Here is a 26,926-nt window from a genome sequence, read left to right on the forward strand (position 1 = left end):
TGCAGATGACCGACGTCCGTTATCCCTTCACCGCGATCGTCGGCATGGCCGACCTGCGGCTCGGGCTGCTGCTCAACGCCGTCTCCCCGGCGGTCGGCGGCGTGCTCGTCCGCGGTGAGAAGGGCACCGCCAAGTCGACGATGGTCCGCGCCCTGGCCGGCCTGCTGCCGTCGATCGCGGAGGCCGGCGGCTGCCGGTTCGCCTGCGACCCGGCCGCACCCGACCCGCACTGCCCGGACGGCGCGCACACCGACGGCTCCGCGCACACCCGGCCCGCGCACCTCGTGGAGCTGCCGGTCGGCGTCACCGAGGACCGCATCGTCGGCTCCCTCGACCTGGAGCGGGCCCTCGCCGACGGCGTCAAGGCCTACGAGCCGGGCCTGCTCGCCCGGGCGCACCGCGGGGTGCTCTACATCGACGAGGTCAACCTCCTCCAGGACCACCTGGTCGACCTGCTGCTCGACGCCGCGGCGATGGGCCGCTCCTACGTGGAGCGCGAGGGCGTGTCGGTGCGGCACGCGGCGCGCTTCCTGCTCGTCGGCACCATGAACCCGGAGGAGGGCGAACTGCGGCCGCAGCTGCTCGACCGCTTCGGCCTCACCGTGGAGATCGCCGCCACCCGCGAGCCCGCCGAACGCGCCGAGGTCGTCCGCCGCCGGCTCGCCTACGACGCCGACCCGGCGGGCTTCGCCGACCGGTTCGCCGCGGACGAGCAGGCGCTCGCCGACCGCATCACCGACGCCCGGGAACTGCTGCCGCGGGTGGAGCTCACCGACGCGGCCCTGCGGCAGATCACCGCGGTCTGCGCGGCCTTCGAGGTGGACGGGCTGCGCGCCGACATCGTGATGGCGCGCGCAGCCGTCGCCCTCGCCGCCTGGGCCGGCCGCACCCGGGTCGAGGAGGAGGACGTCCGCAAGGCCGCTCAGCTGGCCCTGCCGCACCGCCGCCGCCGCAACCCCTTCGACGCACCCGGCCTCGACGAGGAGCAGCTCGACCGCACCCTGGAGGAGCACGCCGACCGGCCCGAGCCCCCCGAGGACCCGCAGCGGCCCGACGGGGCCGACGGGGCCGACGGCGGTGACGACGGCGACGGTGACGGTGACGGTCCGGACGGCGGCGGGCCCGACGGCGGAGGCCCGGACGGCGGCGCACCCGCCCCCGGCGACGCCCCCGACGGCTCGGCCGCGTCCGACCCGGCCGACGGCCCCCAGGAGGCCGCCCCGCCCGCGCAGCGCCCCGCCCCGGGCGCGGGCCGCGAGAGCGCGCCGGTGGCCGCCGCGGAGCCGTACCGGACCCGGCTGTTCAAGGTGCCCGGCACCGGCCGCGGCGCCCAGGGGCGGCGCTCCCCCGCCGAGACCGACGGCGGCACCACCGTGCGCGCCCGCCGCCCCCGCGGGCACCTGAGCCGACTGCACCTGACCGCCACCCTGCAGGCCGCCGCACCGCACCAGCACGCCCGCGGACGCTCGGGGCGGGCGCTGGTGCTCGCCAAGGACGACTTCCGCGAGCAGGTGCGCCGCGGCCGGGAGTCCAACCTCGTGCTCTTCGTCGTCGACGCCTCCGGCTCGATGGCGGCCCGGCAGCGGATGGGCGCCGTGAAGGGCGCCGTCATGTCGCTGCTCATGGACGCCTACCAGCGCCGCGACAAGATCGGCCTGATCACCTTCCGCGGCGCCGGCGCCGAGCTGGCGCTGCCGCCGACCTCCTCCGTCGAGGTCGGCGCGGCCCGCCTGGAACAGCTGCCGACCGGCGGCCGCACACCGCTCGCCGCCGGGCTGCTGCGCGCCCACGAGGTGCTGCGCGTCGAGCGGATGCGCGACCCGGACCGGCGTCCGCTGCTCGTCGTCGTCACCGACGGCCGTGCCACCGGCGGCCGCACCGCCCTCGCCGACGCCGACCGCGCCGCCGGGCTGCTCGCCGGCCAGGGCCTGGCGAGCGTGGTGATCGACTGCGAGGCGGGGCACGTGCGGCTCGGCCTCGCGCGCACGCTCGCCGCCCGGCTCGGCGGGCCCGCCGTCACCCTGGACGAGCTGCGTGCCGAGGGCGTGGCCGCCCTCGTCCGCGACCACCGTTCCGCCCACCTCCTCCGAAAGGCCGCCTGATGCCGCAGGGAAAGATCGAGACCGTGCCCGACGACGGCCTGACGACCCGCCAGCGCCGCACCCTGCCGATCACCGCCGTACACACCGGCCCCGGCAAGGGCAAGTCGACCGCGGCGTTCGGCATGGCCCTGCGCGCCTGGAACCAGGGCTGGCCGATCGGGGTGTTCCAGTTCGTGAAGTCCGCCAAGTGGAAGGTCGGCGAGGAGAACGCGCTGCGCGTGCTCGGCGCCTCCGGCGAGGGCGGCACCGTGGCCTGGCACAAGATGGGCGAGGGCTGGTCCTGGGTGCAGCGCGGCATGGAGTCCAGCGAGGAGGCGGCGAAGGAGGGCTGGGAGCAGGTCAAGCGCGACCTCGCCGCCGAGACCTACCGCTTCTACGTGCTCGACGAGTTCACCTACCCCATGCACTGGGGCTGGGTCGACGTCGACGAGGTGGTGTCCGTGCTGCGCGACCGCCCGGGCAGCCAGCACGTGGTGATCACCGGCCGGTACGCCAAGGAGCCGCTCACCGGGCTCGCCGACCTCGTCACCGAGATGACCAAGGTCAAGCACCCCATGGACGCCGGCCGCAAGGGCCAGCGCGGCATCGAGTGGTAGCCCGTTGAACATCCCCCGCCTCGTCGTCGCCGCACCCTCCTCGGGCGCCGGGAAGACCACCGTCGCCACCGGGCTCGTCGCCGCCCTGACCGCGCGCGGTCTCACGGTCTCGCCGCACAAGGTCGGCCCGGACTACATCGACCCGGGCTACCACGCGCTCGCCGCCGGACGCCCGGGCCGCAACCTCGACGCCTGGATGTGCGGCGAGGAGCGGATCGCCCCGCTCTTCCTGCACGGCGCGGCCGGCGCGGACGTCGCCGTGGTCGAGGGCGTGATGGGGCTCTTCGACGGCGCCGCCGGACGCGGGGAGCTCTCCTCGACCGCGCACGTCGCCAAACTGCTCCGGGCGCCCGTGGTGCTGGTCGTCGACGCCTCCTCGCAGTCGCGCTCCGTGGCGGCCCTCGTGCACGGCTTCGCCTCCTGGGACCCGGAGGTGCGGCTGGCCGGCGTGATCCTCAACCGGGTCGCCTCCGACCGGCACGAGCACCTGCTGCGCGAGGCCCTGGAGGAGGGCTCCGGCGTGCCGGTGCTCGGCTGTGTCCGGCGCGCGGCCGCGGTCGCCACGCCGTCGCGCCACCTCGGGCTGGTCCCGGCGGTGGAGCGGTCCGCGGACGCCCTGCGGGCCGTCCGCGACATGGGGGAGCTCGTCGGCGCCTCCGTCGACCTCGACGCCCTGCTGGCACTGGCCCGCACCGCACCGCCGCTCGCCGCCGCCCCCTGGTCGGCGGCCGAGGAGGTCTCCGTGGTGCCGGGCCGTCCGCGGATCGCCCTCGCGGGCGGCGCCGCCTTCTCGTTCTCGTACGCCGAGAACGCCGAACTCCTCGCCGCCGCCGGGGCGGAGGTGGTGTCCTTCGACCCGCTGCACGACGCGGCCCTGCCCGACGGCACGGCGGCACTCGTCGTCGGGGGCGGCTTCCCGGAGATGTACGTGGGCGAGCTCAGCGCCAACGAGCCGCTGCGCCGTTCGATCGGAGCGCTGGCGGCCGCCGGGCGGCCGATCGCCGCGGAGTGCGCCGGCCTGCTCTACCTGGGGCGGGAACTGGACGGCCGCCCGATGTGCGGCGTGCTGCCCGGCGCGGCCCGGATGACCGAGCGCCTCACCCTCGGCTACCGGGAGGCGGTCGCGCTCGGCGACAGCCCGCTCGCCGCGGCCGGCACCCGGGTGCGGGGGCACGAGTTCCACCGCACGGTGTGCGAACCGGGTGCGGGCGAGCAGCCCGCCTGGGTCTGGCGCGGCCCGGCGGGTGCGCAGACCGAGGGGTTCGTGCAGGGCCCGGTGCACGCCTCGTACCTGCACCTGCACTGGGCGGGGGCGCCGCAGCTGGCGGAGCGGTTCGTCCGGGCGGCGGCCGCGGGGTGAGGGCCGGCCGGGCCCCGGCGGGCGGTCACGCGTCGGCGAGGCGGAAGACCGGGTAGCCGGGCGCGATGCGCAGCAGTTCGTCGTCGGAGGCGGTGTCGTCGACCCCGTCGAAGAAGACGCCCACCTCGAACTTCCAGCGCTTCAGGTAGGCGCGGAGGATCGCGGGCTTGTCGGCGTCGGGGATCTCGGCGGCCGCGAAGGGCTCGGCGCGACGGCCGAGCCGGAGTTCACCGGTGCCGGCGACCCGCAGGTTGCGCACCCACTGGGTGTGGCCGCGGGGGGCGACCAGGTAGCGGCGTCCGTCGAGGGTGAGGAGGTTGACCGGGGTGGTGCGCCACTCGCCGCTCGTACGGCCGCGCACCGCGAGGACCCGGGAGCCCCAGACGCTCAGCCCGGCCCGGGTGAGGGCGGCGACGGTGCGGTTGGAGAGGGAGAGCAGGGCCGCGGAGAGGCGGCCGGTCGGCATCACGTAGCGGCTGGTGTCGGACATGGGGACCCCCGGAGAGTGAGAGCGGCGGACGTTTTCGAGAGCAGCGCTCTCGTCCTGGTACGACTCTGACACGCCCGGCGCCTTCGGTCAAGAGCACTGCTCTCGTTTCGGTGCGTCGCTTCCATCTGTGGCAGTCTGTCCGTATGACCGCCATCAGGACCGCCCGCGAACGGGCCCGCGAGGAGCTCACCCGCGAGATCAAGACCGCCGCCCGCCGCCACCTCGCCTCCGAGGGCGCCCAGCGGCTGTCGCTGCGCGCCGTCGCCCGCGAACTCGGCATGGCCTCCTCCGCGCTGTACCGGTACTACCCCAGCCGCGACGACCTGCTCACCGCACTGATCGTCGACGCCTACACCGACCTCGCCGACGCCGTCGACGCCGCCCTCGCCGCCCACCCCGGCCCGCGCGCCCGCTGGCGGGCCCTGTGCACCGCCGTCCGGACCTGGGCGCGGGCCAACCCGCACGAGTACGCCCTCGTCTTCGGCACGCCGGTGCCCGGCTACAGCGCGCCGCAGGAGACCGTCGCACCGGCCGCCCGGCTGCCGCTCGCGCTCATCGGGGTGGCCCACCAGGCCGCCCGGGCCGCGGGCACGACGGAGGACCGCGCGGCGACCGGCGGCGCGGCACCCGCCCTCACCGGGCCGCTGGGCGAGCAGCTCGCCCGGCTCCGGGAGGAGTTCGCCCCCGGACTGCCCGAGCCGGTGCTGGCCCGGGCCGCGATCGCCTGGACCCAGCTCTTCGGCATGATCGGCTTCGAGCTCTTCGGCCACTTCGTCGGCTCCTTCGACCCCGCGGACGCCTTCTTCGCGCACGCCGTCGAGGAGATGGCCGACCTCGTGGGCCTGCCCGCCGGGTGAACCCCGGCGGGCAGGAAGGACCGGGAGCCGGCCCGGGTCAGACGGCCACGACGCCACGGGCCTCGGGGCGGCCCGCGGTGCGCAGGTCGGCGACGGGCGCCGCGGTGGACAGGCCCGCACCGGAGCCGCTGCCGCGGCCCCCCACCGGGCCCCCGGTGTCGGTCAGGCCGAGCGCCGTACGGAGGACGGCGGCCCGCTCCGGCCCGAGGTGTTCGTCGGCCTTCCCCAGCTCGCGCTCCAGCGTGGCGGCGTCATCCGCGGCGGCCGCGGCCCGGACGTGCAGGAGCGCCTTCTCCAGCTCCCCCTTCAGCGCGCCGGCCGGCTCGGCGGCGACCCCGCCCCAGCTCCGGTGCTGCAGGACGTAGATCTCCTTGTCGAGCGCCACCGCCAGCTGGACGGCCCAGGTGCGGTAGCCGCCCAGGTCGGCGCCCGGGTCACTGCTCGGCTGCTGCGCGAACTCGTAGTCGACGCCGAACTCGACCTCCAGGTAGGCGGTCTGGATCTCGGTGAGGGACCCGGCCTGCCGGAGCGAGCCGGTCGTGTCGGGACCCGTCCCGAGGAAGCAGGTGACGTGCCGCCGGCTCCCGCCGACCGCACGGAGCTCGGAGGGCCGGAAGTACGACAGCTCGGCGTCCTCCGGGATGGCCCAGGTGTCCGGGGCGAAGTCGCGCAGAACGAGCAGGCACCTGCTGTCCGCGTCGGCGACCAAGGCGGCCTCGTCCTTGTACGAGGTGGTGCCGAGGTCGGCGATGCCGTACACCTCGGCGTCGTGCGGTTCGCCGCAGGAGACCACCTCGACGTCGCGGACGTCGTCCTCAGTGTCGCCGCCCGGGTCGAGGAAGCAGTCGCCGTTCCGCAGCTCGAAGACCTCGGTACGGCCGCTCTGCGTGCCGCTGAGGTCGTCCTCGCCGAACGGCTCGGAGCCGTCCCCGCCGAACACGATCACCAGCACCAAGGCGGTCGCCAGCACGAACGCCCACACCGAGCCGAGCACGATGCCGGCGACGGCCATGCCGCGGCCGCGCTCGTTGCGCTGCCGGACGGTGCGCAGCGCGGCGATGCCGAAGGCGATCGCGCCGACCCACATGAAGCAGGCGCCGCCGAGGATGCCCAGCACCAGGGAGGCGATGGCGTAGCCGCTGAAGGTGGTCGGCGGGCCCGCGGGCGGCTGCCAGCCGCCGACGCCGGGCTGCCCCCAGCCGCCCCAGGCCGTGCCGGGGGCCGCGCCGGGCGCACCCGGGGCCGCGTACGGCGGTGCGCCGTAGGGGCCGGCCTGCGGCGGTGCGAAGGGGTCGGCCTGCGGCGGTGCGGCGTAGGGCCCGGTCTGCGGCGGTGCGGCGTAGGGGTCGGCCTTGGGCGGTGCGTAGGGATCCGTCCCGTACGGCGGGCCGGCGGGCGGCGGGCCCGCCGGTGCGGCGAAGGCGCGGGCGAAGGCGTCGTCCTGACCCGTCGCGCCGTCAGGCTGCGGGCTGAACGGGTCGGACGGCATGCGGTGCTCCCTGGACGTCGTACACGCCGGACACGAATCGTTCGACGGCGGCGCGAATATAGCGGATCCCCCGGACATGCGTCCTGCGGTATTCGGGCGGCGGACGACCGGGCCCTGCGACGGTGCGTCAGCCGAGGTCGCGGCGGTGCAGCCCGGCGAGGCCCGCCGCCGTCAGGACGGCGGCCGCCGCGGTGAGGAGGAGCGTGGGGGCGACCGGTACGGGGCCGCCGGGCAGGTGCGGGGCGTGGGTGAACGGCGAGACGTCCAGGACCCACTGCGGCAGGCGCAGGACCGGCCCGAGCCAGCCGGCCGCGGCGGCCCCCGCGAGCACGCCCCGGCCGGCGGCCGTCCACCGGGGCAGCAGGCCGTACACCGCGAGGGCGGCGGCGGCCGTGCACCAGACCGCGGGGAGCTGGGCCAGGGCCGCGGGCAGCAGCCGCACCACCGCCCGGCCCGTGCCCCCGCCGGCGGCGCCCCGGCCGAGGCCGGTGGCCAGGCCGGCCGCGGCGAGCAGGGCGGCCGCGCCGAGCAGCGGGAAGAGCAGGTGTCCGGCGGCCCAGCGGAGCCGGGGGACGGCGGTGGCGAGCAGCGGTTCGGCCCGCCCGGAGGTCTCCTCGGTGCGCAGCCGCAGCACGGCCTGCACGGCGTAGCCGGCGGCCGCCATGCCGAACAGGCCCGTGGTGGTGGCGAGGTAGGAGTCGGCCAGGCCGCTCCGGCCGCCCAGCCGGGCCATGAGGTCGGCGACCTGCGCGTTGCCGCCGGCCAGGTCGGCGACGCCGCCCGACACCCCGCCGAACACCAGCCCGGCCACCGCGGCACCCGCCGTCCAGCCGGCCAGCGGGGCGCGCTGCAGACGGGCGGCGAGGGCGGCCGCGCTGCGCAGGGCCGGTGCGGCCGCCGCGGGCCCCGGACGCTGCGGGAGCAGGCCCGCACCGAGGTCGCGGCGGGCGGCGAGCGTGTGGGCCGCGACGGCGGCGAGGGCGAAGGCCGCCGCGGGCGGCAGCAGCATCCACCAGCGGTCGGCGGCGAACGGCCTGACCTGCTCGGCCCAGCCGAGCGGCGAGAGCCGGCCCAGCACCCGGAGCGGGCCCGGCCCGGCGTCGCCCGCGGCCCGCAGCACGAACGCGGCGGCGAGCAGCGCGCCGGCCAGCCCGTTGGCGGCGCGGGCGGTGGCCGCGACCTGGGCGGTGACGGCGGCGACCCCGGCGAAGACGAGCCCGCAGCCGCCCGTGGCCAGGCCTAGGGCGAGGGAACCGGCGGGGCTCTGCCCGGCGGCCGTCAGCGCGGCGGCGACGAGGAGGGCGAGCAGCAGGTCGGCGGTGGCGGCCGCGAGGAGGGCGGCGGTGAGCGGGGCGCGGCGGCCGACCGCGCCGGCGCCGACGAGTTCGAGCCGGCCGTCCTCCTCCTCGGCCCGGGTGTGGCGGACCACGAGGAGGGTGCTCATCAGCGCGGCGACGACGGCGGCGAAGACGCCGGTCCGCCAGACGGTGAGCCCGCCGACGGTGGAGGCGTCGTACAGCGGGCCGTACAGGGCGCGGAGGGAGGAGTCGGCGCCGATGCCCGCGGCGAAGGCCTGCCGGGCCTCCGCGGTGCCGTAGAGCGACCGGAAGGAGAGCGCCGTGGAGGCGGTGGAGGCGGTCAGCAGGCCGAGCCAGGCGGGCAGCGCGACGCGGTCGCGGCGCAGGGCGAGCCGGAGCAGCACGGGGGTGCCGGCGAAGGCGTTCACCGACTGGCCGCCGGTGCGGTGGGGCCGCTGCCGTCGCGCTGCTGCGGGGGCTGCGCGTAGTGCCGGAGGAAGATCTCCTCCAGGGTGGGCCGGCGGCACGTGAGGCTGCGGACGCCGACGGCGGTGAGGGCGCGGAGCACCGCGTCGATCCGGTCGGCCTCGACCTGGCAGCGGATCCGCCGGCCGTCGGTGACGAGGTCGTGGACGTCCGTCAGGCGGGGTGGCTCCCCGGCGAGTTCGGCGTCGACGAAGGTGCGGGAGAGGTGGCGGAGGTCGGTGAGGGTGCCGGTCTCGACGGTGCGGCCGGCCCGGACGATGCTGACGCGGTCGCAGAGCGCCTCGACCTCGGAGAGGACGTGGCTGGAGAGCAGCACGGTGCGGCCGCGGTCGCGCTCCTCGGCGATGCAGCTGCGGAAGACCTCCTCCATCAGCGGATCGAGGCCGGAGGTGGGTTCGTCGAGGACGAGGAGCTCGACGTCGGAGGCGAGCGCGGCGACGAGGGCGACCTTCTGGCGGTTGCCCTTGGAGTAGGTGCGGCCCTTCCTGGTCGGGTCGAGGTCGAACCGCTCCAGGAGGCGGGCACGGCGGGCCGGGTCGAGCCCGCCGCGGAGCCGTCCGAGCAGGTCGATGGCCTCGCCGCCGGAGAGGTTGCGCCAGAGCACGACGTCTCCGGGCACGTAGGCGAGGCGGCGGTGCAGGGCGACGGCGTCGCGCCAGGGGTCTCCGCCGAGCAGGCGGACGGTGCCGCCGTCGGCCCGGAGCAGGCCGAGCAGGATGCGGACGGTGGTGGACTTGCCGGCGCCGTTGGGGCCGAGGAAGCCGTGCACCTCACCGCGGGCGACGTCGAGGTCGAGCCCGTCGAGGGCACGGGTCCGACCGAAGGACTTGGCCAGGCCGTTCACGGAGATGGCGGTCGTCATGCGCGTGACCGTACTCGCGGTGCACGGCCCGGGACAGGGTCCGGACGGCCCGGATCCGCGGGGTCCGCGTCGGGGTCGTCCGCCGGAACGGGCCCGGCGCCGCGCGGTCGGGCCCGGCGGCCGCCCGGCGCCGGAGGCGGTCAGCCGAGGTAGGCGGGCGCCAGTGCGGAGCGGGTCAGCACGGCGGGCGTGCCGGAGCCGTCGGCGGGCACCGTCCACAGGTCGGCGCCGTAGTCGCCCGGCATCGCGTAGAGCAGGGTGTGGCCGTCGGCCCACAGCGCCTGGTCGTCGATGCTGCGCCGCTCGGCGGTGGCGGTCTCGGCCATGGTGGCGAGGTCGAGCACGTACAGCCGCCAGGGGGCGTCCGGGGACGCCCCGGCGACGCGCTTCTTGTAGGCGACGCGGGTGCCGTCCGGGGAGAGTGAGGGGCACTCGACGTTCTCGTGCAGGGTGGTCAGCGTGCGGGCGCCGAGGTCGCCGTGCGCGAGGTACGTCCGGCCGCCGGTGGCGACCGTGGCGTAGAAGCCCCGGTCGTCGGCGAAGGTGACGCCCCAGACGTTGACGTCCGGGGCGCGGTACGTGCGGCCGTCCCTGACGACGGTGAAGTCCTCCAGGTTGTCGTACAGCGTCCAGTCGCGGGTGTCGACGATCGCGGTGCGGGTGGAGAAGTCGGTGCCCGCGTACGAGTCGCCGCTGACGAAGACCGTCCACGCCGCGAGGTGCCCGGACGGCGACACCCGGGAGCGGGTCGGGATGCCGCCCGCCGGATAGCGCTTCAGCTCGTGCAGCGAGGCGTCCAGGACGACCGCGCGGTACGTCTCGGCGAGCGCGTCGCCGTCCTTCTGCAGGCAGATGCCGGTGCCCGCGGCGGCGTGGAAGCGCAGGCAGGCGACGCCGGAGGCGGCCCGCGGGCCGTCCGGCCGGTCCGCGGGCACGGAGGTGATCTCGTCGCGGTGCGGCCCCCACGCCGTCGACCGGAACAGCAGCCGACGGCCGCTGCCCGCACCGAGCGCGACAGGGCCCGGCGTGACCGCCGGGCCGCCCGCCTGCTCCCGGTCCTTGCGGCCGGAACGGTCCGCGGCGTGCAGCACGGCCCCGGTGCCGACCGCCCCCAGCAGGACGACGGCGACCAGCAGGGTCAGCAGGCGGACGGTCCTGGTCATACGGTGTGCTCCTCGGCGGTACGGGACTCCCCGGCCCGGGGATCGGGCAGGCGGATCAGCAACGTGGCGGCGACGGCGGCGACCGCCAGCGCCCCGGCGGCGACGGCGAGCACGGTGTGCCCGCCCCAGAGCGACCACCCGGCGCCGAACGCCAGCGAGCAGCCGAAACGGGCCAGCGCCTGGCCGGTGCCGACCAGGGCGAGCCCGGCGCCCAGCTGTCCGGCCGGCACGGTGCCGGCGGCCGCCGCGGCCAGCACGCCGTCGGTCGACGCGTAGAAGCAGCCGTGCAGCACCAGCACGGCCACCGCCACCCACCCGGCGTGCAGCGGGGCGAGCACCAGCCCGTACCCGGCCAGCAGCACCAGGTGCCCGGCCAGGAAGAGCCGGCGGCGGCCCAGCCGGTCGGCGACCGAACCCAGCGGCACGGCGAGCAGCAGGAAGGCCGCCGCCGTGCCGAGCGGCAGCAGCGGGAAGAGGTGCGCGGGCAGGTCGAGCCGCCGCTGCAACAGCAGGTAGAGGAAGGCGTCGCTGACGGTCGTCAGCCCCAGCAGCACCGCGACGACCGTCAGGCGGCGCAGCGCCGGCACCCGCAGCAGGGCCGCCGAGTCGCGCAGCGACGGCCGCGGACCGGGGTCGGGCACGCCGGTACGGCCCGGCACGAAGAGCAGCAGCACGAGCACGCCGAGCGCGGCGACGCACGCGGAGACGGCGAACACCGCGTCGTAGCCGTCGACCGCGAGCCGCAGCACCCCGAAGGCGACCAGCGGGCCGAGCAGCGCGCCGGTGGTGTCCATGGCCCGGTGCACGCCGAACGCCCGGCCGCGGTGCTCGGGCTCGGTGGCGAGCGAGATCAGGGCGTCGCGCGGGGCCGTCCGCAGGCCCTTGCCGGTGCGGTCCACGGCGAGCACCGCGCCGATCAGCGGCACGGTGTGCGCGAGCAGCAGCAGCGGCTTGCAGAGGGCGGACAGGCCGTAGCCGATCGCGGCGACCGTCTTGTGCCGGCCGTCGCCGCGGTCGGCGGCGTGCCCGCCGACCAGCCGCACGAGGGCGCCGACACCGTTGTTGATGCCGTCGAGCAGGCCGAAGCCGAGCGGCGAGAGACCGAGACCGGCCACCACGTACAGCGGCAGCACGGCGCTGACCATCTCCGAGGAGACGTCGGTGATGAGGCTGACCGCGCCGAGGGCCACGACGGTGCCGGGCACGGCGGCGCGCCGCCCCGGGCGGGGGCCCGGAGCGACGGCGGCCTTGGTGCTGCGGCTCCTGTCGGTGCTGCTCGCGGCGGTGCGGGAGTCCGCGACGTACACGGTGTCAGTTCCAGATGCCGGTGATGTCGGTGGCGGAGGCGGCGTTGCCCGCGTGCGCGGACAGCCCGGCGAGGTCCTCCAGCGTGCGGAGCACGTTGTAGTGGTTGTAGGTGGTGGCGGTGGAGGAGGCCGGGGTGACGTGCTCGCCGTAGAAGACGGTCGGGATGCGGTTGCCGGCGAGGCGGTTGTCCTCGTCGAAGGTGACGACGAGCATGCTGTTGTGGGTCTTGGCCCAGGTCGCGTACGCGCCGAGCTTGTTCTTGATCCAGGTGTCGCCCGTGCCGACCGAGCAGTCGTGCATGTCGTTGCAGAGGTCCGGGACGACGAACGACACCTTCGGCAGCGTGGTGTAGTCGGTCGGGAACTGCGTCATGGTCTTCGCCGTGCTGGTCGGCACGTTGCTGAAGCCGAACCACGGGTTGTGCTTCTGCGCGTAGTTGCCGCTGCTGCACACGGTCGAACCCTGGCTGGGCAGGCCCTCGTTGTAGCTCGCCCAGGTCTTGCCCGCGGCGATCAGCTCGGAGGCGAGGTTCGCCGCCGACATCGAGCCGACGGACACGCAGCTGTCGTCGGTGCGGCCCTGGTTGGAGCCCGAGAAGAGCTGGTAGTAGTTCGGCTCGCTGGGGTGCGTCAGGCCGTACGACTGGGTCAGGCTCGCCCCGCCGGCCTTGAGGGTGTTGTTGATGTACGGCGCGCCGGAGCTGCCGATGACCTGCGAGTAGGCGTGGTTCTCCATCACCACGACCACGATGTGGTCGGGGGCCGGGAGGGTGGCGGCCTGGGCGGTGGCGCCGGTGGCGGCCCAGATGCCGAGCGAACCGGCGGCCAGGGTGGCAGCGCCCGCAAGGGCGGCGAGGGTGCGGCGGGTGCGCTTCGGACTCCGAGCGGCGATCATGCTTCCTCCGTACGAGGGGCTGCGGTTGGGGACGGTGCGCCCGGCCGGCCGCGGCCGGCCGGGCGGTCCGAACCCTAGGGCGGCACCCGTGACCGGGGCGTTGCCGCGGACATGAAGAACGGGAGAACAGCTCGGTACAGGTTGTACGTCCGACTTCACACCGGTCTCGATTGACCCGCGCGCCGCACCCGTGGTGGGATTTCGGCCAGGTCGGACGGGGTGCGGAGGACGTGTGGAGAAGCTGGTCGGCCCGCTCGTGGCCGGGGTCGGCGCCCGCCCGGGCACCACCGCGGACGAGGTCCTGCACCTGCTCGACGCGGCCCTGGACGCCGCCGGGCTGCGGCGCGCGGACCTCGCCGTGCTCGCCACCCTCGACACCCGCACCGCCGAACCCGGCCTGCAGGAGGCCGCCCGCGCACTCGGCGTCCCCCTCACCGGCCACCCGGCCCGGGCCCTCGCGACCGTCGGCGTGCCGCACCCCTCCGCGGCCGTCCGCGACGCCGTCGGCACACCGAGCGTCGCCGAGGCCGCCGCCCTCGCCGAGGCCCCCGGCGGCAGCCTGCTCGTGCCCAAACAGGCGTCCGCCCGCGCCACAGTGGCGATCGCCCGCCGCCCGCCCGCCGGCCCCGGGCCGCAGGACGACCACGACCTGCGGCACCACGGGGACGCCGAGGTGCGCGCCGCCGGACTCGTCGACCTCGCCGTCAACGTCCGCACCGGCACCCCGCCCGCCTGGCTGCGCGACCGCCTCACCGCGACCCTCGCCGACCTCGCCGCCTACCCGGACGGCACCGCCGCCCGCGCCGCGGTGGCCGCCCGGCACGGCCGCCCGGCCGAGGAGGTGCTGCTCACCTCCGGCGCCGCCGAGGCGTTCGTCCTCCTCGCCCGCGTCCTGACGCCACGTCACGTGTGCGTGGTGCACCCGCAGTTCACCGAACCCGAGGCCGCACTGCGGGAGGCCGGGCACACCGTGCACCGCGCGCTGCTGCGGCCCGCCGACGGCTTCCGGCTCACCCCCGGCGCCGTCCCCGAGCAGGCCGACCTGGTGGTGATCGGCAACCCCACCAACCCGACCTCCGTCCTGCACCCCGCCGAGGACGTCGCCGCCCTCGCCCGGCCCGGGCGCACCCTCGTCGTCGACGAGGCGTTCATGGACACCGTGCCCGGCGAGAGCGCCGCCCTCGCCGGGCTCCGCGACCTGCCCGGCCGGGTGGTCGTGCTGCGCAGCCTCACCAAGACCTGGGGCCTCGCCGGGCTGCGGATCGGCTACGTGCTCGGCCCGGCCGACCTCCTCGCCGCGCTGTCCGCCGCACAGCCGCTGTGGCCGGTCTCCACCCCGGCGCTGGCCGCCGCCGAGGCCTGCTCGGCACCCGCCGCCCTCGCCGAGGCCGAGGACGCCGCCCGCACCCTCACCGTGCACCGCGCCCACCTGCTGCACGGGCTCGCCGGCATCCCGGGCCTGCGGGTGCACGGCGAGCCGCGGTCGTCGTTCCTGCTCGTCGAACTCCCCGGCGCCGACGGCGTCCGCACCCGGCTGCGGGCCGCCGGTTTCGCGGTGCGGCGCGGGGACACCTTCCCGGGGCTGGGCCCGGACTGGCTGCGGATCGCCGTCCGCGACCCCGCCACCAGCGACCGCTTCCTCACGGCGCTGGCCGCGGCGGCCCGCTGACACCGGGACGCCCGGCCCGGCCCGGCGGCCGCGGTCAGCGCGGCGCCGGTGCCCGGGCGGCCCAGTCGGCGAGGACGGCGACGTGCTCGGGCTGCAGCCCGTGCCGGTGGTCGACCGCGAGGGCGAGCGCCGGGGCGGGGTGGTGCGCGGCGATCCAGGCGGTGTCGACCGGCTCGATCTCGTCGTCCACCCAGGCGAACGGCCGGCCCGCGGCGTACGCGGTCAGGTGGCGGGTCTTCCAGTGCAGGCCGTCCGGGTCGCCGTGGTGTCTCCGCGGCCAGGGGACGAACGGCAGGGGCGGCAGCCCGATCGCCGGGCCGATCCAGGTGTTGGCCTCGCCTTCCCGGGCGGTGCACCAGACGAGCCGGAACGGCAGGGCGAGCAGCGCGGGCCCGTGCGCGGGATTCAGCCACAGCCGCGGCGGCTCCCCGTCCGCCGGGAGCACCGCCGGGCGGCGGGCGGTCGGGACCTCCGGCTCCGCCCGGTGCTCGACGCAGCCCTCGGGGCGGCTCCGCGGATCCGCCCGGTACGGGGCGAGCGGCCCGTCCACGTCGAGCAGCAGGAGCGGCCGGGTGTCCTCGTCCACCTGCTCCACCGGTTCTCCCTCGTCGTGCCCGGCCCGGGCCCCGCCGGACCCGGGCGGCGCGGCCGGGCGGACCGCGGGTCGGCGCCCGGCGGGTCGGCGGGGCGGATCGGCAGGAGCGGCCGGGGCGATCAGGACCGGCAGGTCGGCACCGGCGGGTCAGGCCTTGCGGCCGAGCAGGAGCTTCCACGGGGCGAGCGCCGACTCGACCTGCACGCCGAGGCTCATCTTGGACGCGCCGACGACCCGCTCCTCGAACCGGATCGGCACCTCCACGATCCGCAGACCGCGCTTGACCGTGCGGTAGTTCATCTCCACCTGGAACGAGTAGCCGTTGCTGTGCACCGACGGCAGGTCGATCGCCCGCAGGGTCTCGGCCCGCCAGGCCTTGAAGCCGGCGGTGGCGTCCTTCACGTGCAGCCGCAGGATGGTGTTGACGTAGAGGTTCGCCCAGGCCGAGAGGGCCTTGCGGTGCCACGGCCACTCGGCGGCGGTCGACCCGCCCGGCACGTAGCGGGAGCCCAGCACCACCGCGGCGTCGCCGGTGAGCAGGGTGTCGATCATCACGGGGAGGACCGGGGCCGGGTGCGAGAGGTCGGCGTCCATCTGGACGACCACGTCGGCCCCCTCGTCGAGGGCGCGCGTCATGCCGGCGATGTAGGCCCGGCCGAGGCCGTCCTTCTCGGTGCGGTGCAGCACGCCGACCCGGTCGGGCGACTGCTCGGCGAGCTTGTCGGCGATCTCGCCGGTGCCGTCGGGCGAGTTGTCGTCGACGACCAGCACGTGCAGGTTCGGCAGGCCCAGGTCGGTGAGCAGGCCGGTGAGGACGGGCAGGTTCTCCCGCTCGTTGTACGTGGGTACGACGACAACGACCTTGGGGGAAACCTCTACCATGGATCAGATCCCTCGTTAGCTCCGAAGCCGGTGGACCGGGCCGGGAAGCCCGGGCGGCGCCGTCCGGCGGCGGGCCGCGGCGGCTGTCGTGAGTCTACGTCCGACGGGCGGCACGGTGGGCCGGGGGCTCAGGGGGCGGGCCGCCAGGCGCGGGCCGCGGCGATGCGGCGGGTCGCGCTGGGGTGCGTGCCGAAGAGCAGCACCAGCAGCCGGGGCGGGTCGACGTCCGAGACGTTGGCGACCGCCAGGCGGCGCTGCATCGCGATGAACTGCTGCGGGTCGCCGGTGAGTTCGAGGGCGTGCCGGTCGGCCCTGGCCTCGATGCGGCGGCTCGTGGCGGCCTGCAGCGGGCCGGTCGCGGCACCGATCAGGCCGGCGAGGGCGGCCAGCAGCGGCAGCGAGCGCGGGTCGGCGGCGCCGTCCGCACCGGCGGCGTCGAGCAGCGGCCCCCACCTGCTCAGCAGGCCGACGAGGACGACGGCGACGGCCGCGCCGACGGCCCCCAGCACGGTGCCGGTCAGTACGTCGCGGTGCTTCACGTGGCCGAGTTCGTGGGCGACCACCAGCTCCACCTCGCGCGGCGCGGCGGTCTCCAGCAGCGTGTCGTAGGCGACGATGCGTCGGGTCGAACCGAGGCCGGAGACATAGGCGTTGAGGGCGGTGGTGCGGCGCGAGGCGTCCGCCACGAGCACGTCGCGCACCGTCACGCCGTCGCGCCGGGCGAGGGCGAGCAGGGAGTCGCGCAGCGGGCTCGCCGCCATCGGCGTGAAGCGGTTGAAGACCGGCTCGATCAGCAGCGGGTGGAGGAACGAGAGGGCCACCACGAGGACCGCGGCGAGGCCCGCGCCGGGCAGCCACCAGTCGTCGGGCCGGTGCCCGGTGAGGGTGTACAGGCCGAGGGCCGCCGGCAGGAGCAGGCCGAGGGTCAGGGCCAGCCCGCGCAGCACGTCGACCGCCCAGCCGCCCCAGCCCTGGGTGACCAGGCCGTAGCGTGACCGGACGGCCCGCACCCGGGCGCCGAACGGCAGCGCGACGGCCCTGCCGAGGAGGACCAGTGCGGCCGTCCCGGCCAGCACCTCGGCCGCCCACGAGCCGCCGAACGGCCCGCCGGCCGCCGAGACCAGCCCCGCGCCGGCCGGGGTCAGGCCGAGCACGAGGGTGAGGGTGCCGGTGGCGAGCGCACCGCCGAGCGCCCAGGGCGTCTGCGCCCGGCGCAGGGCCCTGCCGCGGGCCGTCTCGGCCGGGGTGAAGTCGTCGTCGTCCGCGGTGTCCGCCATGGCATCAGGGTAGGGGGAGAAAACACGCCCGCCGCCCTCCTCCGCACGGGTGCGGAGGGGAGCGGCGGGCAGGAGCTCTGCGGGAGCGGGGATCAGACCTGGCCGGCCTTCTCCAGGGCCTCGCAGCAGGTGTTGATCAGGAGGCGGGTGACGACGTAGGGGTCGACGTTCGCGTTCGGGCGGCGGTCCTCGATGTAGCCCTTCTGGTCCACCTCGACCTGCCACGGGATGCGGACCGAGGCGCCACGGTTGGACACGCCGTAGGAGTAGACGTTCCACGGGGCGGTCTCGTGCTTGCCGGTGAGGCGGGACTGGATGTCGTCACCGTACTGGGAGACGTGCTCCAGGACCTTCTCCTCGGAGGTGCCGAGCGACTCGCAGGCGGTGATGATGGCGTCGTAGCCCTCACGCATGGCCTTGGTGGAGAAGTTGGTGTGCGCACCCGCGCCGTTCCAGTCGCCACGGGCCGGCTTGGCGTCCAGGGTGGCGTCGATGCCGAACTCCTCGGCGGTGCGGTAGAGCAGGTAGCGCGAGATCCACATGTCGTCGGACACGGTCAGCGCGTCGACGGGGCCGATCTGGAACTCCCACTGGCCGGGCATGACCTCGGCGTTGATGCCGCAGATCGCCAGGCCGGCGTCGAGGCAGCGGTCGAGGTGCAGCTCGACGATCTCGCGACCGAAGACCTCCTCGGCGCCGACGCCGCAGTAGTAGCCGCCCTGCGGGGCCGGGAAGCCGCCCTCGGGGAAGCCGAGCGGGCGCGAGCCCTTGAAGAAGGTGTACTCCTGCTCGATGCCGAAGATCGACTCCTGGGCGGCGTACTGCTCGGCGATCGGGCGGAGCTTGGCACGGGTGTTGGAGACGTGCGGGGTGCCGTCGATCTCGAAGACCTCGCACAGCACCATGATGTTGTCGCCGCCGCGGATCGGGTCCTTGACGACCTTCACGGGCTCCAGCACACGGTCCGAGGCGTGACCCTCGGCCTGGTTGGTCGACGAACCGTCGAAGCCCCACGTGGGGATCTTGTCCGCGTTAGGCAGCACCCGGGTCTTGGAACGGAGCTTCGCGGTCGGCTCGGTGCCGTCGATCCAGATGTACTCGGCCTTGATTGCCATTGCGGAGAACCTCACTGCTTCGGTGGTGGGTGCCCGCGTAGCGTCGCAAGTCGCCGTTTCCCCGTTGTTCCTCCCATGTAACGCCCGTGTGAACCAACCGTCTGCGGTGACACGCTCACGGTCGGGCAGTGTACGTCTCACCATGCGGACGATCCGTGGGACGGCTGGTCCACGAAAGGTGTCAGCGGTGGCGTGCGCGGACCCGGCGGCGGCGGGTCGCCCAGGTCACCGCACCCCCTGCGACCAGCAGCGCCGCCGCCCCGGCGAGCAGGGGGCCGGTGCCGCTGCTGCCGGTGGCGGCGAGCACCGGCACCTCCCTCGGCAGCGCCGGGCGGGCGGCCGCGGCGGTGGACGGAGCCGCCGAATTGGTCTGGACCACACGGGAAGAGCCGGGCTTCTCGCACGAGACGGAGGCGACCGACACGCGGCCGGTCACCCGGGCGACGTTCAGGTTCAGCGGATTGACGTCGACCGACAGCTCCAGCGCGGACGCCGCCGCCGTGGCCGAAGTGACGTTCCTGCGCGAGAACTCCACCTCCACCGTGCCGACCGCGGGCACCACCACCCGGGTCGGACCGTTCAGCCCGACCGTGACCGGACGGCCCAGGACGGTCAGCCGGACCGGCGAGGACACCTTCGCCACGGGCTGCCCGTCGACCGGGCACGTCACCTCCGCGGTGAGCGCCTCCACGCCGAGCAGCGCGAGACCGGACAGGCCCGGGACGTGCAGATCGGCCCCGGCCAGCGTCACGGAGGCGGAGGTGCCCCGCGCGTCCGCGTGCGTGACCGACTTCCCGGCCTCGGCCTTCACCAGCGTGACCGGCCGGCCGCGGTCGACGCCGTCGACCTTCGCGGCGAGCACGGAGCCGTCGCGCTCGGCGGGCGTCTGCACCTTGTTGAGCGTGACGTCCACCGGCACCTCGATCGCCCTGTCGAGCAGCGAGACGTCGAGGTCGAGCTCCGCCGTCACGGCACGGGCGCTGCCCGCGGACGGTCCGGGGGTGTCCGCGTGCGCGACGGAGGGGAGGGCGAGCACCGAGGCGGCGAGACCGGCGGCGGTGACGGCGCGCGCCGCGGCGGCGGCACGGGAGGCAAGGGACGGCATGACGGGAGGACCCCCAACACATGGTGTTCCGGGAGAGCGCGCCACCGGCGTCACCCCGCACGGGCGCAGCAGTGCGCACACCGGGCGGGGGATGGGGCTCGTGCTCTGGACTGACATCCAGTCTCACTCGAACGATCCGTCACATCGGCATCACGGAGCGTCAGTCCACTCCTTCGAGTGAAGTTGACCCCATGGGCTGACGCCCGCCCTTCGGCTCCGACCCGCCCGCAGGCCTACGGCAGGCGCCAGTCCACCGGCTGCGCGCCCTGCCGGGCCAGCAGCTCGTTCGCGCGGCTGAACGGCCGCGAACCGAAGAAGCCGCGGTCGGCGGACATCGGACTCGGGTGCGCCGACTCGATGGCCGGCACCTCGCCGAGCAGCGGACGCAGGTTGCGGGCGTCCCGGCCCCAGAGGATCGCCACCAGCGGGCCGCCGCGGGCCACCAGGGCGCGGATCGCCTGCTCGGTGACCTCCTCCCAGCCCTTGCCGCGGTGCGCGTTGGGCGTGCGGGGGGCGACGGTGAGCGAGCGGTTGAGCAGCAGGACACCCTGCTGTGTCCACGGAGTGAGATCCCCGTTGGACGGCGGCGGGAAGCCGAGGTCCTGCCCGTACTCCTGGAAGATGTTGACCAGGCTCGGCGGGATCGGCCGCACCTCGGGCGCGACCGAGAACGACAGCCCCACCGCGTGGCCGGGCGTCGGGTACGGGTCCTGACCGACGATCAGGACCCGTACCGACTCCAGCGGCTGCTGGAACGCGCGCAGCACGTTCGGGCCGGCGGGCAGGTAGGTGCGGCCTGCGGCGATCTCGGCGCGCAGGAAGTCGCCCATGGCCGCGACCCGGCCCGCTACGGGCTCCAGGGCGCGGGCCCAGCCGGGCTCGACGATCTCGTTGAGTGGACGCGGTGCCATGGGCGTCACCCTATCGGCCCGCACGGACACGCCCGTCAGACGACCACGCGCCCCCGCAGCACCACGGCCCGCGGATCCGCCAGCACCCGGACGTCCGCGCGCGGATCCTCGGCGTACACGACCAGGTCGGCGGAGGCCCCCTCCGTCAGGCCGTCCCGGCCGAGCCACGCCCGGGCGCCCCAACTCGCCGCCGACAGAGCCTCGGTGGCGGTCAGACCGGCCTTCACCAGCTCGGCCGCCTCCTCCGCGACCAGGCCGTGGGCGAGCGAGCCGCCCGCGTCGGTGCCGACGTACAGCGGGACGCCCGCGTCGTGGGCGGCGCCGACGGTGGCGTAGCGGCGCTCGTGCAGCCGCCGCATGTGCGCCGACCAGGCGGGGAACTTCTGCTCGCCGCCCGCCGCGAGCCGCGGGAAGGTCGCGATGTTGACCAGGGTCGGCACCACCGCCACGCCGCGCTCGGCGAACAACGGGATCAGCTCCTCGGTCAGCCCGGTGCCGTGCTCGATGCAGTCGATGCCCGCGGCGAGGAGGTCGGGCAGCGACTCGGCGGCGAAGCAGTGCGCGGTGACCCGGGCGCCCTCCTCGTGCGCCGCCGCGATCGCCTCGCGCAGCGCGTCGCCCGGCCAGCAGGCGGCGAGGTCTCCGGTGCCGCGGTCGATCCAGTCGCCGACCAGCTTCACCCAGCCGTCGCCGCGCCGGGCCTCGTGCCGGACGAACGCCGCCAGGTCGCCCGGCTCGATCTCGTGGGCGTAGTTGCGGATGTAGCGGCGGGTGCGGGCGATGTGCCGCCCCGCCCGGATGATCCGCGGCAGGTCGTCGCGGTCGTCGATCCACCGGGTGTCGGCGGCCGACCCGGCGTCGCGGATGAGCAGCGTGCCGGCGTCACGGTCGGTGAGCGCCTGCTTCTCGCTGGTCTCCGCGTCGACGGCGCCGTGCGCGTCCAGGCCGACGTGGCAGTGCGCGTCGACCAGGCCCGGCAGGGCCCACCCGGTGACCGACCGCACGTCGGCGGCGTGCGCGGGACGGTCGAAGGTGATCCGGCCGTCCACGACCCACAGCTCGTCCCGGACGTCCTCGGGCCCGACCAGCACCCGGCCCCTGATGTGCAGCACCGCACCGTCGCTCATGCCCGGCACTCTACCGACGGCGGCCGGGCGGCCCGGCGCCTGCCGCAGGCGGGCGGTGCGGCAGACTGGACCGCACGAGCCGTCCGTACCCGAAAGGTCGTCGCGCATGTCCCCGTTCCTGGACCTCCCGCCGCTGACCGCCGCCCGGTTCGCCGCCATCGAGGACCGGGTGGCCGCGCTGCTGCACACCACCGCCGACGTGATCGTCACCCAGGGCGAGGCGCTGCTGCCGCTGGAGGCCGCGATCCGCGGCGCGGTGCGCCCGGGCGCCACGGCGCTCAACATCGTCACCGGCCCGTACGGGCAGACCTTCGGCGGCTGGCTGCGCGACTGCGGGGCCGAGGTCGTCGACCTGGCCGTGCCCTACGACACCGCGGTCGGCGCCGACCGGGTCGCGGAGGCGCTGCGGGCGCACCCGGAGACCTCGTTCGTGTCGCTCGTGCACGCCGAGGCGGCGACCGGCAACACCAACCCGGTCGCGGAGATCGGCGCCGTCGTCCGGGCGCACGGCGCGCTGCTGATGCTGGACGCCGTCGCGTCGGTCGCCGCCGAACCGCTGCACACCGACGCCTGGGGCGTCGACCTGTGCGTCATCGGCGGGCAGAAGGCCATGGGCGGCCCGGCCGGCGTCTCCGCCGTCTCCGTCTCCGCCCGCGCCTGGCGAGCGATCACGGACAACCCGCGGGCCCCCCGCCGCTCCTACCTCTCGCTGCTCGACTGGAAGGAGCGCTGGACGGACGCCGGACGCACCGCGCTCCCCCACGCACCGGCCCAGCTGGAGATGCTCGCACTCGACGCCTGCCTCGACCGGATCGCCGCCGAGACACTGCCCGCGACCATCGCCCGGCACCGCGCCGCCGCCGCGGCCACCCGGGCCGGCCTCCGCAGCCTCCGCCCGCTCGCGCCGTACGTGACGAGCGACGGGCACGCCGCACCCGTCGCCACCACCGTCCGCACCCCGGCCGGGCTGGACGCCCGCGAACTCGCCGCCGCCGCCCTGCGCAGCGACCCCGCCGTGCCGGTGCAGGCCGGCGGCGGGGCCCTCGCCGCGGAGATGCTGCGGATCAACCACTACGGCCCGGCCGCCGCGCTCGGCACCGTGCAGGCCTCCCTCACCGCACTGGCCGCCGCCCTGGAGACCGTGCACGCGGACACCGTGCACGCGGACGGCGCCGACGCCGAGGCGGCCCGCGGTGCGGCCGCCGCCGCCTGGACGGCGGCCCTCGCCGGCTGACCGGCCGCCGTCACGCGGCGGCGCACGGGTCGACGACGGTGTGCGGGTCGACGGCGGTGTGCGGCCGCCGGGCCGCCCGCTCGTGCCGGCACCGCGACGCGCCCGGCCGGAGGTCCGGCCGGGCGCGTCCGTGGGCAGGGCGGGTCAGCGGTGGGCCAGCCAGCTCATGGCGGCGGTCGGCTTGTGGCTGTAGTCGAACAGCGCCTGGTTCTCCCAGGCGTTGCCGGAGGAGGCGTCGGCCGGGTCCCAGCCGTTGCCGGTGACGGCCGTCCAGGCGGGCTCCCAGTAGAAGGCGCCGAGGCCCTTGCCGTTGGGCACGGCCTCCAGCACGTTGAGCACGTCGCGCAGCGCGGCGGCCTGGCCGGCCTGGGTGGCCGGGTAGCCGGTGGTCAGCTGGGAGCTGGTGGCGAGGTTGTTCTCCAGGGAGTCGTTGTTGTCGAGCGTGAACGCGTACGCCGTCTCGGCGACGATGACCTTCTTGTTGTAGCGGGAGGCCATGTCGTCGAGGGTGGTCTGCAGGTCGTTCAGCGGGCCGTGCCAGTAGCTGTAGTAGGACAGCCCGATGACGTCGAACGGCACGCTGCGGGAGACCGCGTTGTCGAAGAAGGTGCGGGCACCCGCGTCGTCACCGCCCTTGGCGAGGTGCAGCACGACCTGGGTGGAGGAGCTGACCGCCTTGGCCGCGTTGGCGCCCTGGGTGAGGAACGAGGCGAGGTTGGTCCAGTTGGAGGTGGAGCCCTCCGGCCAGAGCATGCCGCCGTTGATCTCGTTGCCGATCTGCACCATGTCGGCGGTGGTGCCCTGCGCCTTCAGGGCGTTCAGCACGTCGTAGGTGTGGTTGTAGACGGCGGTGGCGAGCTGGGCCGCGGTGTAGGACGACCAGGCCGCGGGCTTGGTCTGGGTGCCCGGGTCGGCCCAGATGTCGGAGTAGTGGAAGTCGATGAGGATCTTCATGCCCTGGGCCTTGGCACGGGTGGCCATCGCCAGCACCTTGGCCTTGGTGTTGTAGCCGTCGGCGGGGTTCACCCAGACCTTCAGCCGCACGTAGTTGGCGCCCGCCGAGTGGAGGACGGTCAGGGCGTCGGCGGCGGTGCCGTTGGCGTACGCGTAGGTGCCGCCCTTGTCCTCGCTCTTCTTCAGGGTGGAGACGTCGACGCCGCGGGCGGCGACGGTGGTGGTGCCGGAGGTGAACGTGAGGTCGTCGACGTTGAGCCAGTTCCCGGCGTTCGCGTCGGAGTTGATGCTGATGGTGCACTGGCCGCCGGTCACGGAGACCGGGGTGACGATCCGGATCCAGCCGCCGTTCGGGGTGACGGGGAGGTCGGTGCGCTGCTCGGTGCCGCCGCAGTTGCGCAGCGCGAGGTAGGCGGAGTTCTGCCCGCCGCTGGAGCGGACCCACGCGGTCAGCGTGTAGCTGCCGTTGGTGAGCCCGGAGAGGTACTGGTAGGTCTCGACCTTGTAGGCGGACGCGGACCAGTGGGTGAGCCGGTACGAACCGGTGTGGCCGCCCGCCTCGGTGTAGGAGGCGGCGGTCTGGCCGGCGGCGGAGTACGCGGTCCAGCCGGTGGGGGTGGCGGTCGCCGCGCCGCCGGTCTCGAAGCCGGGGTTGGTGATCGTGGCGGCCGCCTGCGCGGAGGCCGCGGGGAGGGCCACCGTGGCAGCGGTGGAGATCATGAGCGAGGCTGCGCCGCTGACCAGCAGGCGCTTGATTCCCTGATGCATCGTCATCCTTGGCGATGAGGTGGGGTGGGGGAGGTACTGCCGTGGGGGTGACGGCGGGTGCGGCGGCGTGTTGGGGAACACCGCCGCACCCGCCGGGCAGGGCACCTGCCCGGTCCGACCCTCGGCGGGCCGGGCAGGGGATCGGGGTGGAGGGGTGGGGTGGGGTCGGGTGGGGGCCCGGCGGCGGTCGAGCCGGGCCTGCCTGTCTGCCTGCCTGCCCGGGCCGCCCCTCTACGGCCCGGGCAGGGGATCAGCGGCGGACGACCCGCGTGGTGCCGGCGGGGATGTCCAGGTGGCCGCCGACCGGGCTGCCGGTGAGCAGTTCGGTGCCGCCGCCGGGCAGCGGGATGCGGGCGTCGGCACCGGTGTGGTTGACGGCGAAGAGGTAGCGGCCGGTCGCGCCGACCCGCTCCACGACCTCGACGTCGCGCGGCAGGTCGCGTGCGGGCAGCCCGGCGTCGGCGCAGGCCAGGGCCAGCACCGCGTCGAGGCCGGAGGCGTCGAGCCGGGTGGAGACGTACCAGGCGGTGCCGTCGCCGAGGGAGTTCCGGGTGACGGCGGGACGGCCGGCGGCCGGGCCGTCGGCGTACGTCCAGCGCGTCTCGGCGCCGCGCGGCACGACGAACTCCGCCCAGGCGTCACCCGTCGGCTCGCCGGCCGGGCCGGAGAGCCGCACGGTCTGGTGCTGCCGCAGCGGGGCGAACTCCTCGACGGTGAGGCCGAGGACCTCGCGCAGCGCCCCGGGGTGCGGGCCGGGGTGCACGGCGTCGTACTGGTCGACGATGCCGGAGAAGTACGAGACGGCGAGGGTGCCGCCGCCCTCGACGTACCGGCGGAGGTTGCGGGAGGCCGCCTCGGTCGTCAGGTAGAGCGCGGGGACGAGCACCAGCGGGTGGCCGGAGAGGTCGTCCTCGGGGTGGGCGAAGTCGAGCGTGAGGTGGCGGTCGTAGGCCGCGGCGTACCAGCGGTCGGCCTGGTCGCGGGCGTCGAGCTCGACGCTGGGCCGCCACTCCAGCTTCTGCGCCCACCACGACTGCCAGTCCCACAGGAGGGCGGCGTCGGCCACGACGCGGCTGCCGCGGACGTCGCCGAGGGAGCCGAGCGAGCCGCCGAGCTCGACGACCTCGCGCCAGATCCGGCTGTCGGTGCCGGCGTGCGGCAGCATCGCGGAGTGGAACTTCTCGGCGCCGTAGCGCGAGGCGCGCCACTGGAAGAACATCGCGCCGTCGGAGCCGCGGGCGACGTGGGCGAGGCTGTTGCGGGCCATCTCGCCGGGCTGCTTGACGAGGTTGCGGGGCTGCCAGTTGACGGCTCCGGTGGAGTGCTCCAGCAGCAGCCACGGGCGGCCGCCGGCGACGGAGCGGGTGATGTCGGCCGACATCGCGAGGTTGATGTGGTTCCGCTCGCCCTCGGCGACCAGGTAGTGGTCGTTGGAGACGAGGTCGACCTCGCGGCCCCACGCCCAGTAGTCGATGGACTCGCACTGCGAGAGTGCGGTCATGAAGTTGGTGGTCACCGGGATGCCCGGTGACAGCCGGTGCAGGATGTCGCGCTCGCGGACGAAGTTGGCCAGCAGGGCGTCGCTGGTGAAACGCGCCCAGTCGAGCTGCTGGCCGGGGTTGCCCGCGGTGGGGGTGGTCCGCGGCGGGCGGACGTCGTCCCAGCGGCTGTAGCTCTGCCCCCAGAAGGTGGTGCCCCAGGCCTCGTTGAGCTCCTTGAGGGTGGTGTACCGGTCGCCGAGCCAGCGGCGGAAGTGCGCGGCGGAGGTCTCGCAGTAGCAGGCGCTGACCGGTACGCCGTACTCGTTGTGGACGTGCCAGAGGGCGACCGCGGGGTGGCTGCCGTAGCGCAGGCCGAGCTGCTCGGTGATCGCGGCGGACGCCTCGTGGTAGGCGGGCGAGCTGTGGCAGATCGCGCCGCGCGAGCCGAACTCGTAGCGCACGCCCTCGCGGGTGACCGGGAGCGCGTCGGGGTGCTCGCGGTAGAACCACGCCGGGGGCACGACGGTGGGGGTGCCGAGGTCGGCGCGGATGCCGTGCTCGTGCAGCAGGTCGAGGAGGCGGTCGAGCCAGGCGAAGTCGTACACGCCGCGCTCGGTCTCCAGGAGGGCCCAGGAGAAGATCCCGACGCTGACCATGGTGACGCCGGCCTCGCGCATGAGGCGGACGTCCTCGTGCCAGACCTCTTCCGGCCACTGCTCGGGGTTGTAGTCGCCGCCGTAGGCGAGGGCGTCGAGACCGACCGGCCATAGCGTGCGACCGGCGTCCCCGGTGGGGGCCTTGTCGTGAGTCAGCGGGTGATCCATGGCGGCTCCATCTGGCAAGACTGTGAACGTACACAGCCTTGGGCTTGCTGTGTTTCGGCAAGATAACCGTATGAGGCAG

Annotated in this window: 22 protein-coding genes; 6 read left to right on the top strand and 16 right to left on the bottom strand. The window is 75.4% G+C overall.

Going from position 1 to position 26,926, the window contains the following annotated elements:
* Positions 1-5: 5 nt before the first annotated feature.
* The 3 genes from OG335_RS12225 to OG335_RS12235 are packed head-to-tail and all read left to right on the top strand — an operon-like array spanning position 6 to position 4,058.
* Complete coding sequence (locus OG335_RS12225) at positions 6-2,102, top strand: putative cobaltochelatase (RefSeq protein ID WP_405011118.1); 2,097 nt, start codon at positions 6-8, stop codon at positions 2,100-2,102.
* Positions 2,102-2,698 (top strand): cob(I)yrinic acid a,c-diamide adenosyltransferase, encoded by a 597-nt coding sequence (cobO, locus tag OG335_RS12230; protein ID WP_405011119.1) that lies wholly within the window; start codon positions 2,102-2,104, stop codon positions 2,696-2,698. Before OG335_RS12225 ends, cobO begins: the two co-directional genes overlap by 1 nt.
* 4 nt (positions 2,699-2,702) lie before the next feature.
* Complete coding sequence (locus OG335_RS12235; RefSeq protein WP_405011120.1) at positions 2,703-4,058, top strand: cobyrinate a,c-diamide synthase; 1,356 nt, start codon at positions 2,703-2,705, stop codon at positions 4,056-4,058.
* A 25-nt stretch (positions 4,059-4,083) separates the two neighbouring features.
* Here OG335_RS12235 and OG335_RS12240 read toward each other — a convergent pair whose 3' ends face one another.
* On the bottom strand, positions 4,084-4,548 hold the full coding sequence (locus OG335_RS12240) for a nitroreductase/quinone reductase family protein (protein WP_405011121.1): 465 nt from the start codon (positions 4,546-4,548) through the stop codon (positions 4,084-4,086).
* Between the two features lie 143 nt (positions 4,549-4,691).
* On the opposite strand from OG335_RS12240, the gene OG335_RS12245 reads away from it, so the two are divergent.
* Complete coding sequence (locus OG335_RS12245) at positions 4,692-5,405, top strand: TetR/AcrR family transcriptional regulator (RefSeq protein ID WP_405011122.1); 714 nt, start codon at positions 4,692-4,694, stop codon at positions 5,403-5,405.
* Positions 5,406-5,442: 37 nt separating this feature from the next.
* On the opposite strand, the gene OG335_RS12250 is transcribed toward OG335_RS12245, so the two are convergent.
* The 6 genes from OG335_RS12250 to OG335_RS12275 form a co-directional block, all read right to left on the bottom strand.
* Positions 5,443-6,894: a DUF4190 domain-containing protein gene (locus tag OG335_RS12250; protein WP_405011123.1), complete on the bottom strand. Its 1,452-nt coding sequence runs from the start codon at positions 6,892-6,894 to the stop codon at positions 5,443-5,445.
* A gap of 127 nt (positions 6,895-7,021) precedes the next feature.
* On the bottom strand, positions 7,022-8,620 hold the full coding sequence (locus OG335_RS12255; RefSeq protein WP_405011124.1) for an ABC transporter permease: 1,599 nt from the start codon (positions 8,618-8,620) through the stop codon (positions 7,022-7,024).
* Positions 8,617-9,540 carry an ATP-binding cassette domain-containing protein gene (locus OG335_RS12260; RefSeq protein WP_405011125.1) on the bottom strand — a complete coding sequence of 308 codons (924 nt, stop codon included), beginning with the start codon at positions 9,538-9,540 and terminating at the stop codon, positions 8,617-8,619. The genes OG335_RS12255 and OG335_RS12260 overlap by 4 nt, the downstream gene beginning before the upstream one ends.
* A 140-nt stretch (positions 9,541-9,680) precedes the next feature.
* Complete coding sequence (locus tag OG335_RS12265; protein WP_405011126.1) at positions 9,681-10,703, bottom strand: TolB family protein; 1,023 nt, start codon at positions 10,701-10,703, stop codon at positions 9,681-9,683.
* Entirely contained in the window at positions 10,700-12,010 is a 1,311-nt protein-coding gene (locus tag OG335_RS12270; protein WP_405011127.1) for an MFS transporter, read from the bottom strand. Before OG335_RS12270 ends, OG335_RS12265 begins: the two co-directional genes overlap by 4 nt.
* A gap of 4 nt (positions 12,011-12,014) precedes the next feature.
* Positions 12,015-12,905 (bottom strand): alkaline phosphatase family protein, encoded by an 891-nt coding sequence (locus tag OG335_RS12275; RefSeq protein WP_405011128.1) that lies wholly within the window; start codon positions 12,903-12,905, stop codon positions 12,015-12,017.
* 232 nt (positions 12,906-13,137) lie between these two features.
* Here OG335_RS12275 and cobC point away from each other — a divergent pair, with 232 nt between their 5' ends.
* The gene (gene cobC, locus OG335_RS12280) at positions 13,138-14,574 is read left to right on the top strand and encodes an Rv2231c family pyridoxal phosphate-dependent protein CobC (RefSeq protein WP_405011129.1); all 1,437 of its coding nucleotides are present in this window, start codon (positions 13,138-13,140) and stop codon (positions 14,572-14,574) included.
* 34 nt (positions 14,575-14,608) lie between these two features.
* Here the strand turns inward: cobC and OG335_RS12285 are convergent, their stop codons facing one another.
* From OG335_RS12285 to OG335_RS12315, 7 genes are all read right to left on the bottom strand, one after another.
* Complete coding sequence (locus OG335_RS12285; RefSeq protein WP_405011130.1) at positions 14,609-15,169, bottom strand: hypothetical protein; 561 nt, start codon at positions 15,167-15,169, stop codon at positions 14,609-14,611.
* A gap of 147 nt (positions 15,170-15,316) precedes the next feature.
* Positions 15,317-16,051, bottom strand: a complete 735-nt coding sequence (locus OG335_RS12290) for a polyprenol monophosphomannose synthase (RefSeq protein ID WP_405011131.1) — start codon at positions 16,049-16,051, stop codon at positions 15,317-15,319.
* Between the two features lie 128 nt (positions 16,052-16,179).
* Entirely contained in the window at positions 16,180-17,328 is a 1,149-nt protein-coding gene (locus OG335_RS12295; RefSeq protein WP_405011132.1) for a M48 family metalloprotease, read from the bottom strand.
* A gap of 92 nt (positions 17,329-17,420) precedes the next feature.
* Positions 17,421-18,443 carry a glutamine synthetase gene (glnII, locus tag OG335_RS12300; protein ID WP_405011133.1) on the bottom strand — a complete coding sequence of 341 codons (1,023 nt, stop codon included), beginning with the start codon at positions 18,441-18,443 and terminating at the stop codon, positions 17,421-17,423.
* Between the two features lie 181 nt (positions 18,444-18,624).
* Positions 18,625-19,548, bottom strand: a complete 924-nt coding sequence (locus OG335_RS12305) for an SCO1860 family LAETG-anchored protein (RefSeq protein ID WP_405011134.1) — start codon at positions 19,546-19,548, stop codon at positions 18,625-18,627.
* A gap of 233 nt (positions 19,549-19,781) precedes the next feature.
* On the bottom strand, positions 19,782-20,459 hold the full coding sequence (locus tag OG335_RS12310; RefSeq protein ID WP_405011135.1) for a uracil-DNA glycosylase: 678 nt from the start codon (positions 20,457-20,459) through the stop codon (positions 19,782-19,784).
* 35 nt (positions 20,460-20,494) lie between these two features.
* A complete protein-coding gene (locus OG335_RS12315; protein ID WP_405011136.1) occupies positions 20,495-21,586 on the bottom strand; it encodes an amidohydrolase family protein in 1,092 nt (363 codons plus the stop codon).
* 106 nt (positions 21,587-21,692) lie between these two features.
* Here OG335_RS12315 and OG335_RS12320 point away from each other — a divergent pair, with 106 nt between their 5' ends.
* A complete protein-coding gene (locus OG335_RS12320; protein WP_405011137.1) occupies positions 21,693-22,820 on the top strand; it encodes a pyridoxal-phosphate-dependent aminotransferase family protein in 1,128 nt (375 codons plus the stop codon).
* A 144-nt stretch (positions 22,821-22,964) separates the two neighbouring features.
* On the opposite strand, the gene OG335_RS12325 is transcribed toward OG335_RS12320, so the two are convergent.
* The gene (locus OG335_RS12325; RefSeq protein ID WP_405015369.1) at positions 22,965-24,494 is read right to left on the bottom strand and encodes an arabinogalactan endo-beta-1,4-galactanase; all 1,530 of its coding nucleotides are present in this window, start codon (positions 24,492-24,494) and stop codon (positions 22,965-22,967) included.
* Between the two features lie 298 nt (positions 24,495-24,792).
* Entirely contained in the window at positions 24,793-26,847 is a 2,055-nt protein-coding gene (locus tag OG335_RS12330; protein ID WP_405011138.1) for a beta-galactosidase, read from the bottom strand.
* Between the last annotated feature and the right edge of the window lie 79 nt (positions 26,848-26,926).

Origin of the sequence: Kitasatospora sp. NBC_01539 (assembly GCF_045040525.1) — a bacterium.
In the GTDB taxonomy this organism is placed as follows: Bacteria; Actinomycetota; Actinomycetes; order Streptomycetales; family Streptomycetaceae; genus Kitasatospora.

Excerpts from the sequence above, each read along its gene's own strand:
- OG335_RS12225 (WP_405011118.1), top strand. The coding sequence starts at position 6 with ATGACCGACGTCCGTTATCCCTTCACCGCGATCGTCGGCATGGCCGAC.
- cobO (WP_405011119.1), top strand. The coding sequence starts at position 2,102 with ATGCCGCAGGGAAAGATCGAGACCGTGCCCGACGACGGCCTGACGACC.
- OG335_RS12240 (WP_405011121.1), bottom strand. The coding sequence starts at position 4,548 with ATGTCCGACACCAGCCGCTACGTGATGCCGACCGGCCGCCTCTCCGCG.
- OG335_RS12245 (WP_405011122.1), top strand. The coding sequence starts at position 4,692 with ATGACCGCCATCAGGACCGCCCGCGAACGGGCCCGCGAGGAGCTCACC.
- OG335_RS12250 (WP_405011123.1), bottom strand. The coding sequence starts at position 6,894 with ATGCCGTCCGACCCGTTCAGCCCGCAGCCTGACGGCGCGACGGGTCAG.
- OG335_RS12260 (WP_405011125.1), bottom strand. The coding sequence starts at position 9,540 with ATGACGACCGCCATCTCCGTGAACGGCCTGGCCAAGTCCTTCGGTCGG.
- OG335_RS12265 (WP_405011126.1), bottom strand. The coding sequence starts at position 10,703 with ATGACCAGGACCGTCCGCCTGCTGACCCTGCTGGTCGCCGTCGTCCTG.
- OG335_RS12275 (WP_405011128.1), bottom strand. The coding sequence starts at position 12,905 with ATGATCGCCGCTCGGAGTCCGAAGCGCACCCGCCGCACCCTCGCCGCC.
- OG335_RS12290 (WP_405011131.1), bottom strand. The coding sequence starts at position 16,051 with ATGGTAGAGGTTTCCCCCAAGGTCGTTGTCGTCGTACCCACGTACAAC.
- OG335_RS12295 (WP_405011132.1), bottom strand. The coding sequence starts at position 17,328 with ATGGCGGACACCGCGGACGACGACGACTTCACCCCGGCCGAGACGGCC.
- glnII (WP_405011133.1), bottom strand. The coding sequence starts at position 18,443 with ATGGCAATCAAGGCCGAGTACATCTGGATCGACGGCACCGAGCCGACC.
- OG335_RS12305 (WP_405011134.1), bottom strand. The coding sequence starts at position 19,548 with ATGCCGTCCCTTGCCTCCCGTGCCGCCGCCGCGGCGCGCGCCGTCACC.
- OG335_RS12310 (WP_405011135.1), bottom strand. The coding sequence starts at position 20,459 with ATGGCACCGCGTCCACTCAACGAGATCGTCGAGCCCGGCTGGGCCCGC.
- OG335_RS12315 (WP_405011136.1), bottom strand. The coding sequence starts at position 21,586 with ATGAGCGACGGTGCGGTGCTGCACATCAGGGGCCGGGTGCTGGTCGGG.
- OG335_RS12320 (WP_405011137.1), top strand. The coding sequence starts at position 21,693 with ATGTCCCCGTTCCTGGACCTCCCGCCGCTGACCGCCGCCCGGTTCGCC.
- OG335_RS12325 (WP_405015369.1), bottom strand. The coding sequence starts at position 24,494 with ATGATCTCCACCGCTGCCACGGTGGCCCTCCCCGCGGCCTCCGCGCAG.
- OG335_RS12330 (WP_405011138.1), bottom strand. The coding sequence starts at position 26,847 with ATGGATCACCCGCTGACTCACGACAAGGCCCCCACCGGGGACGCCGGT.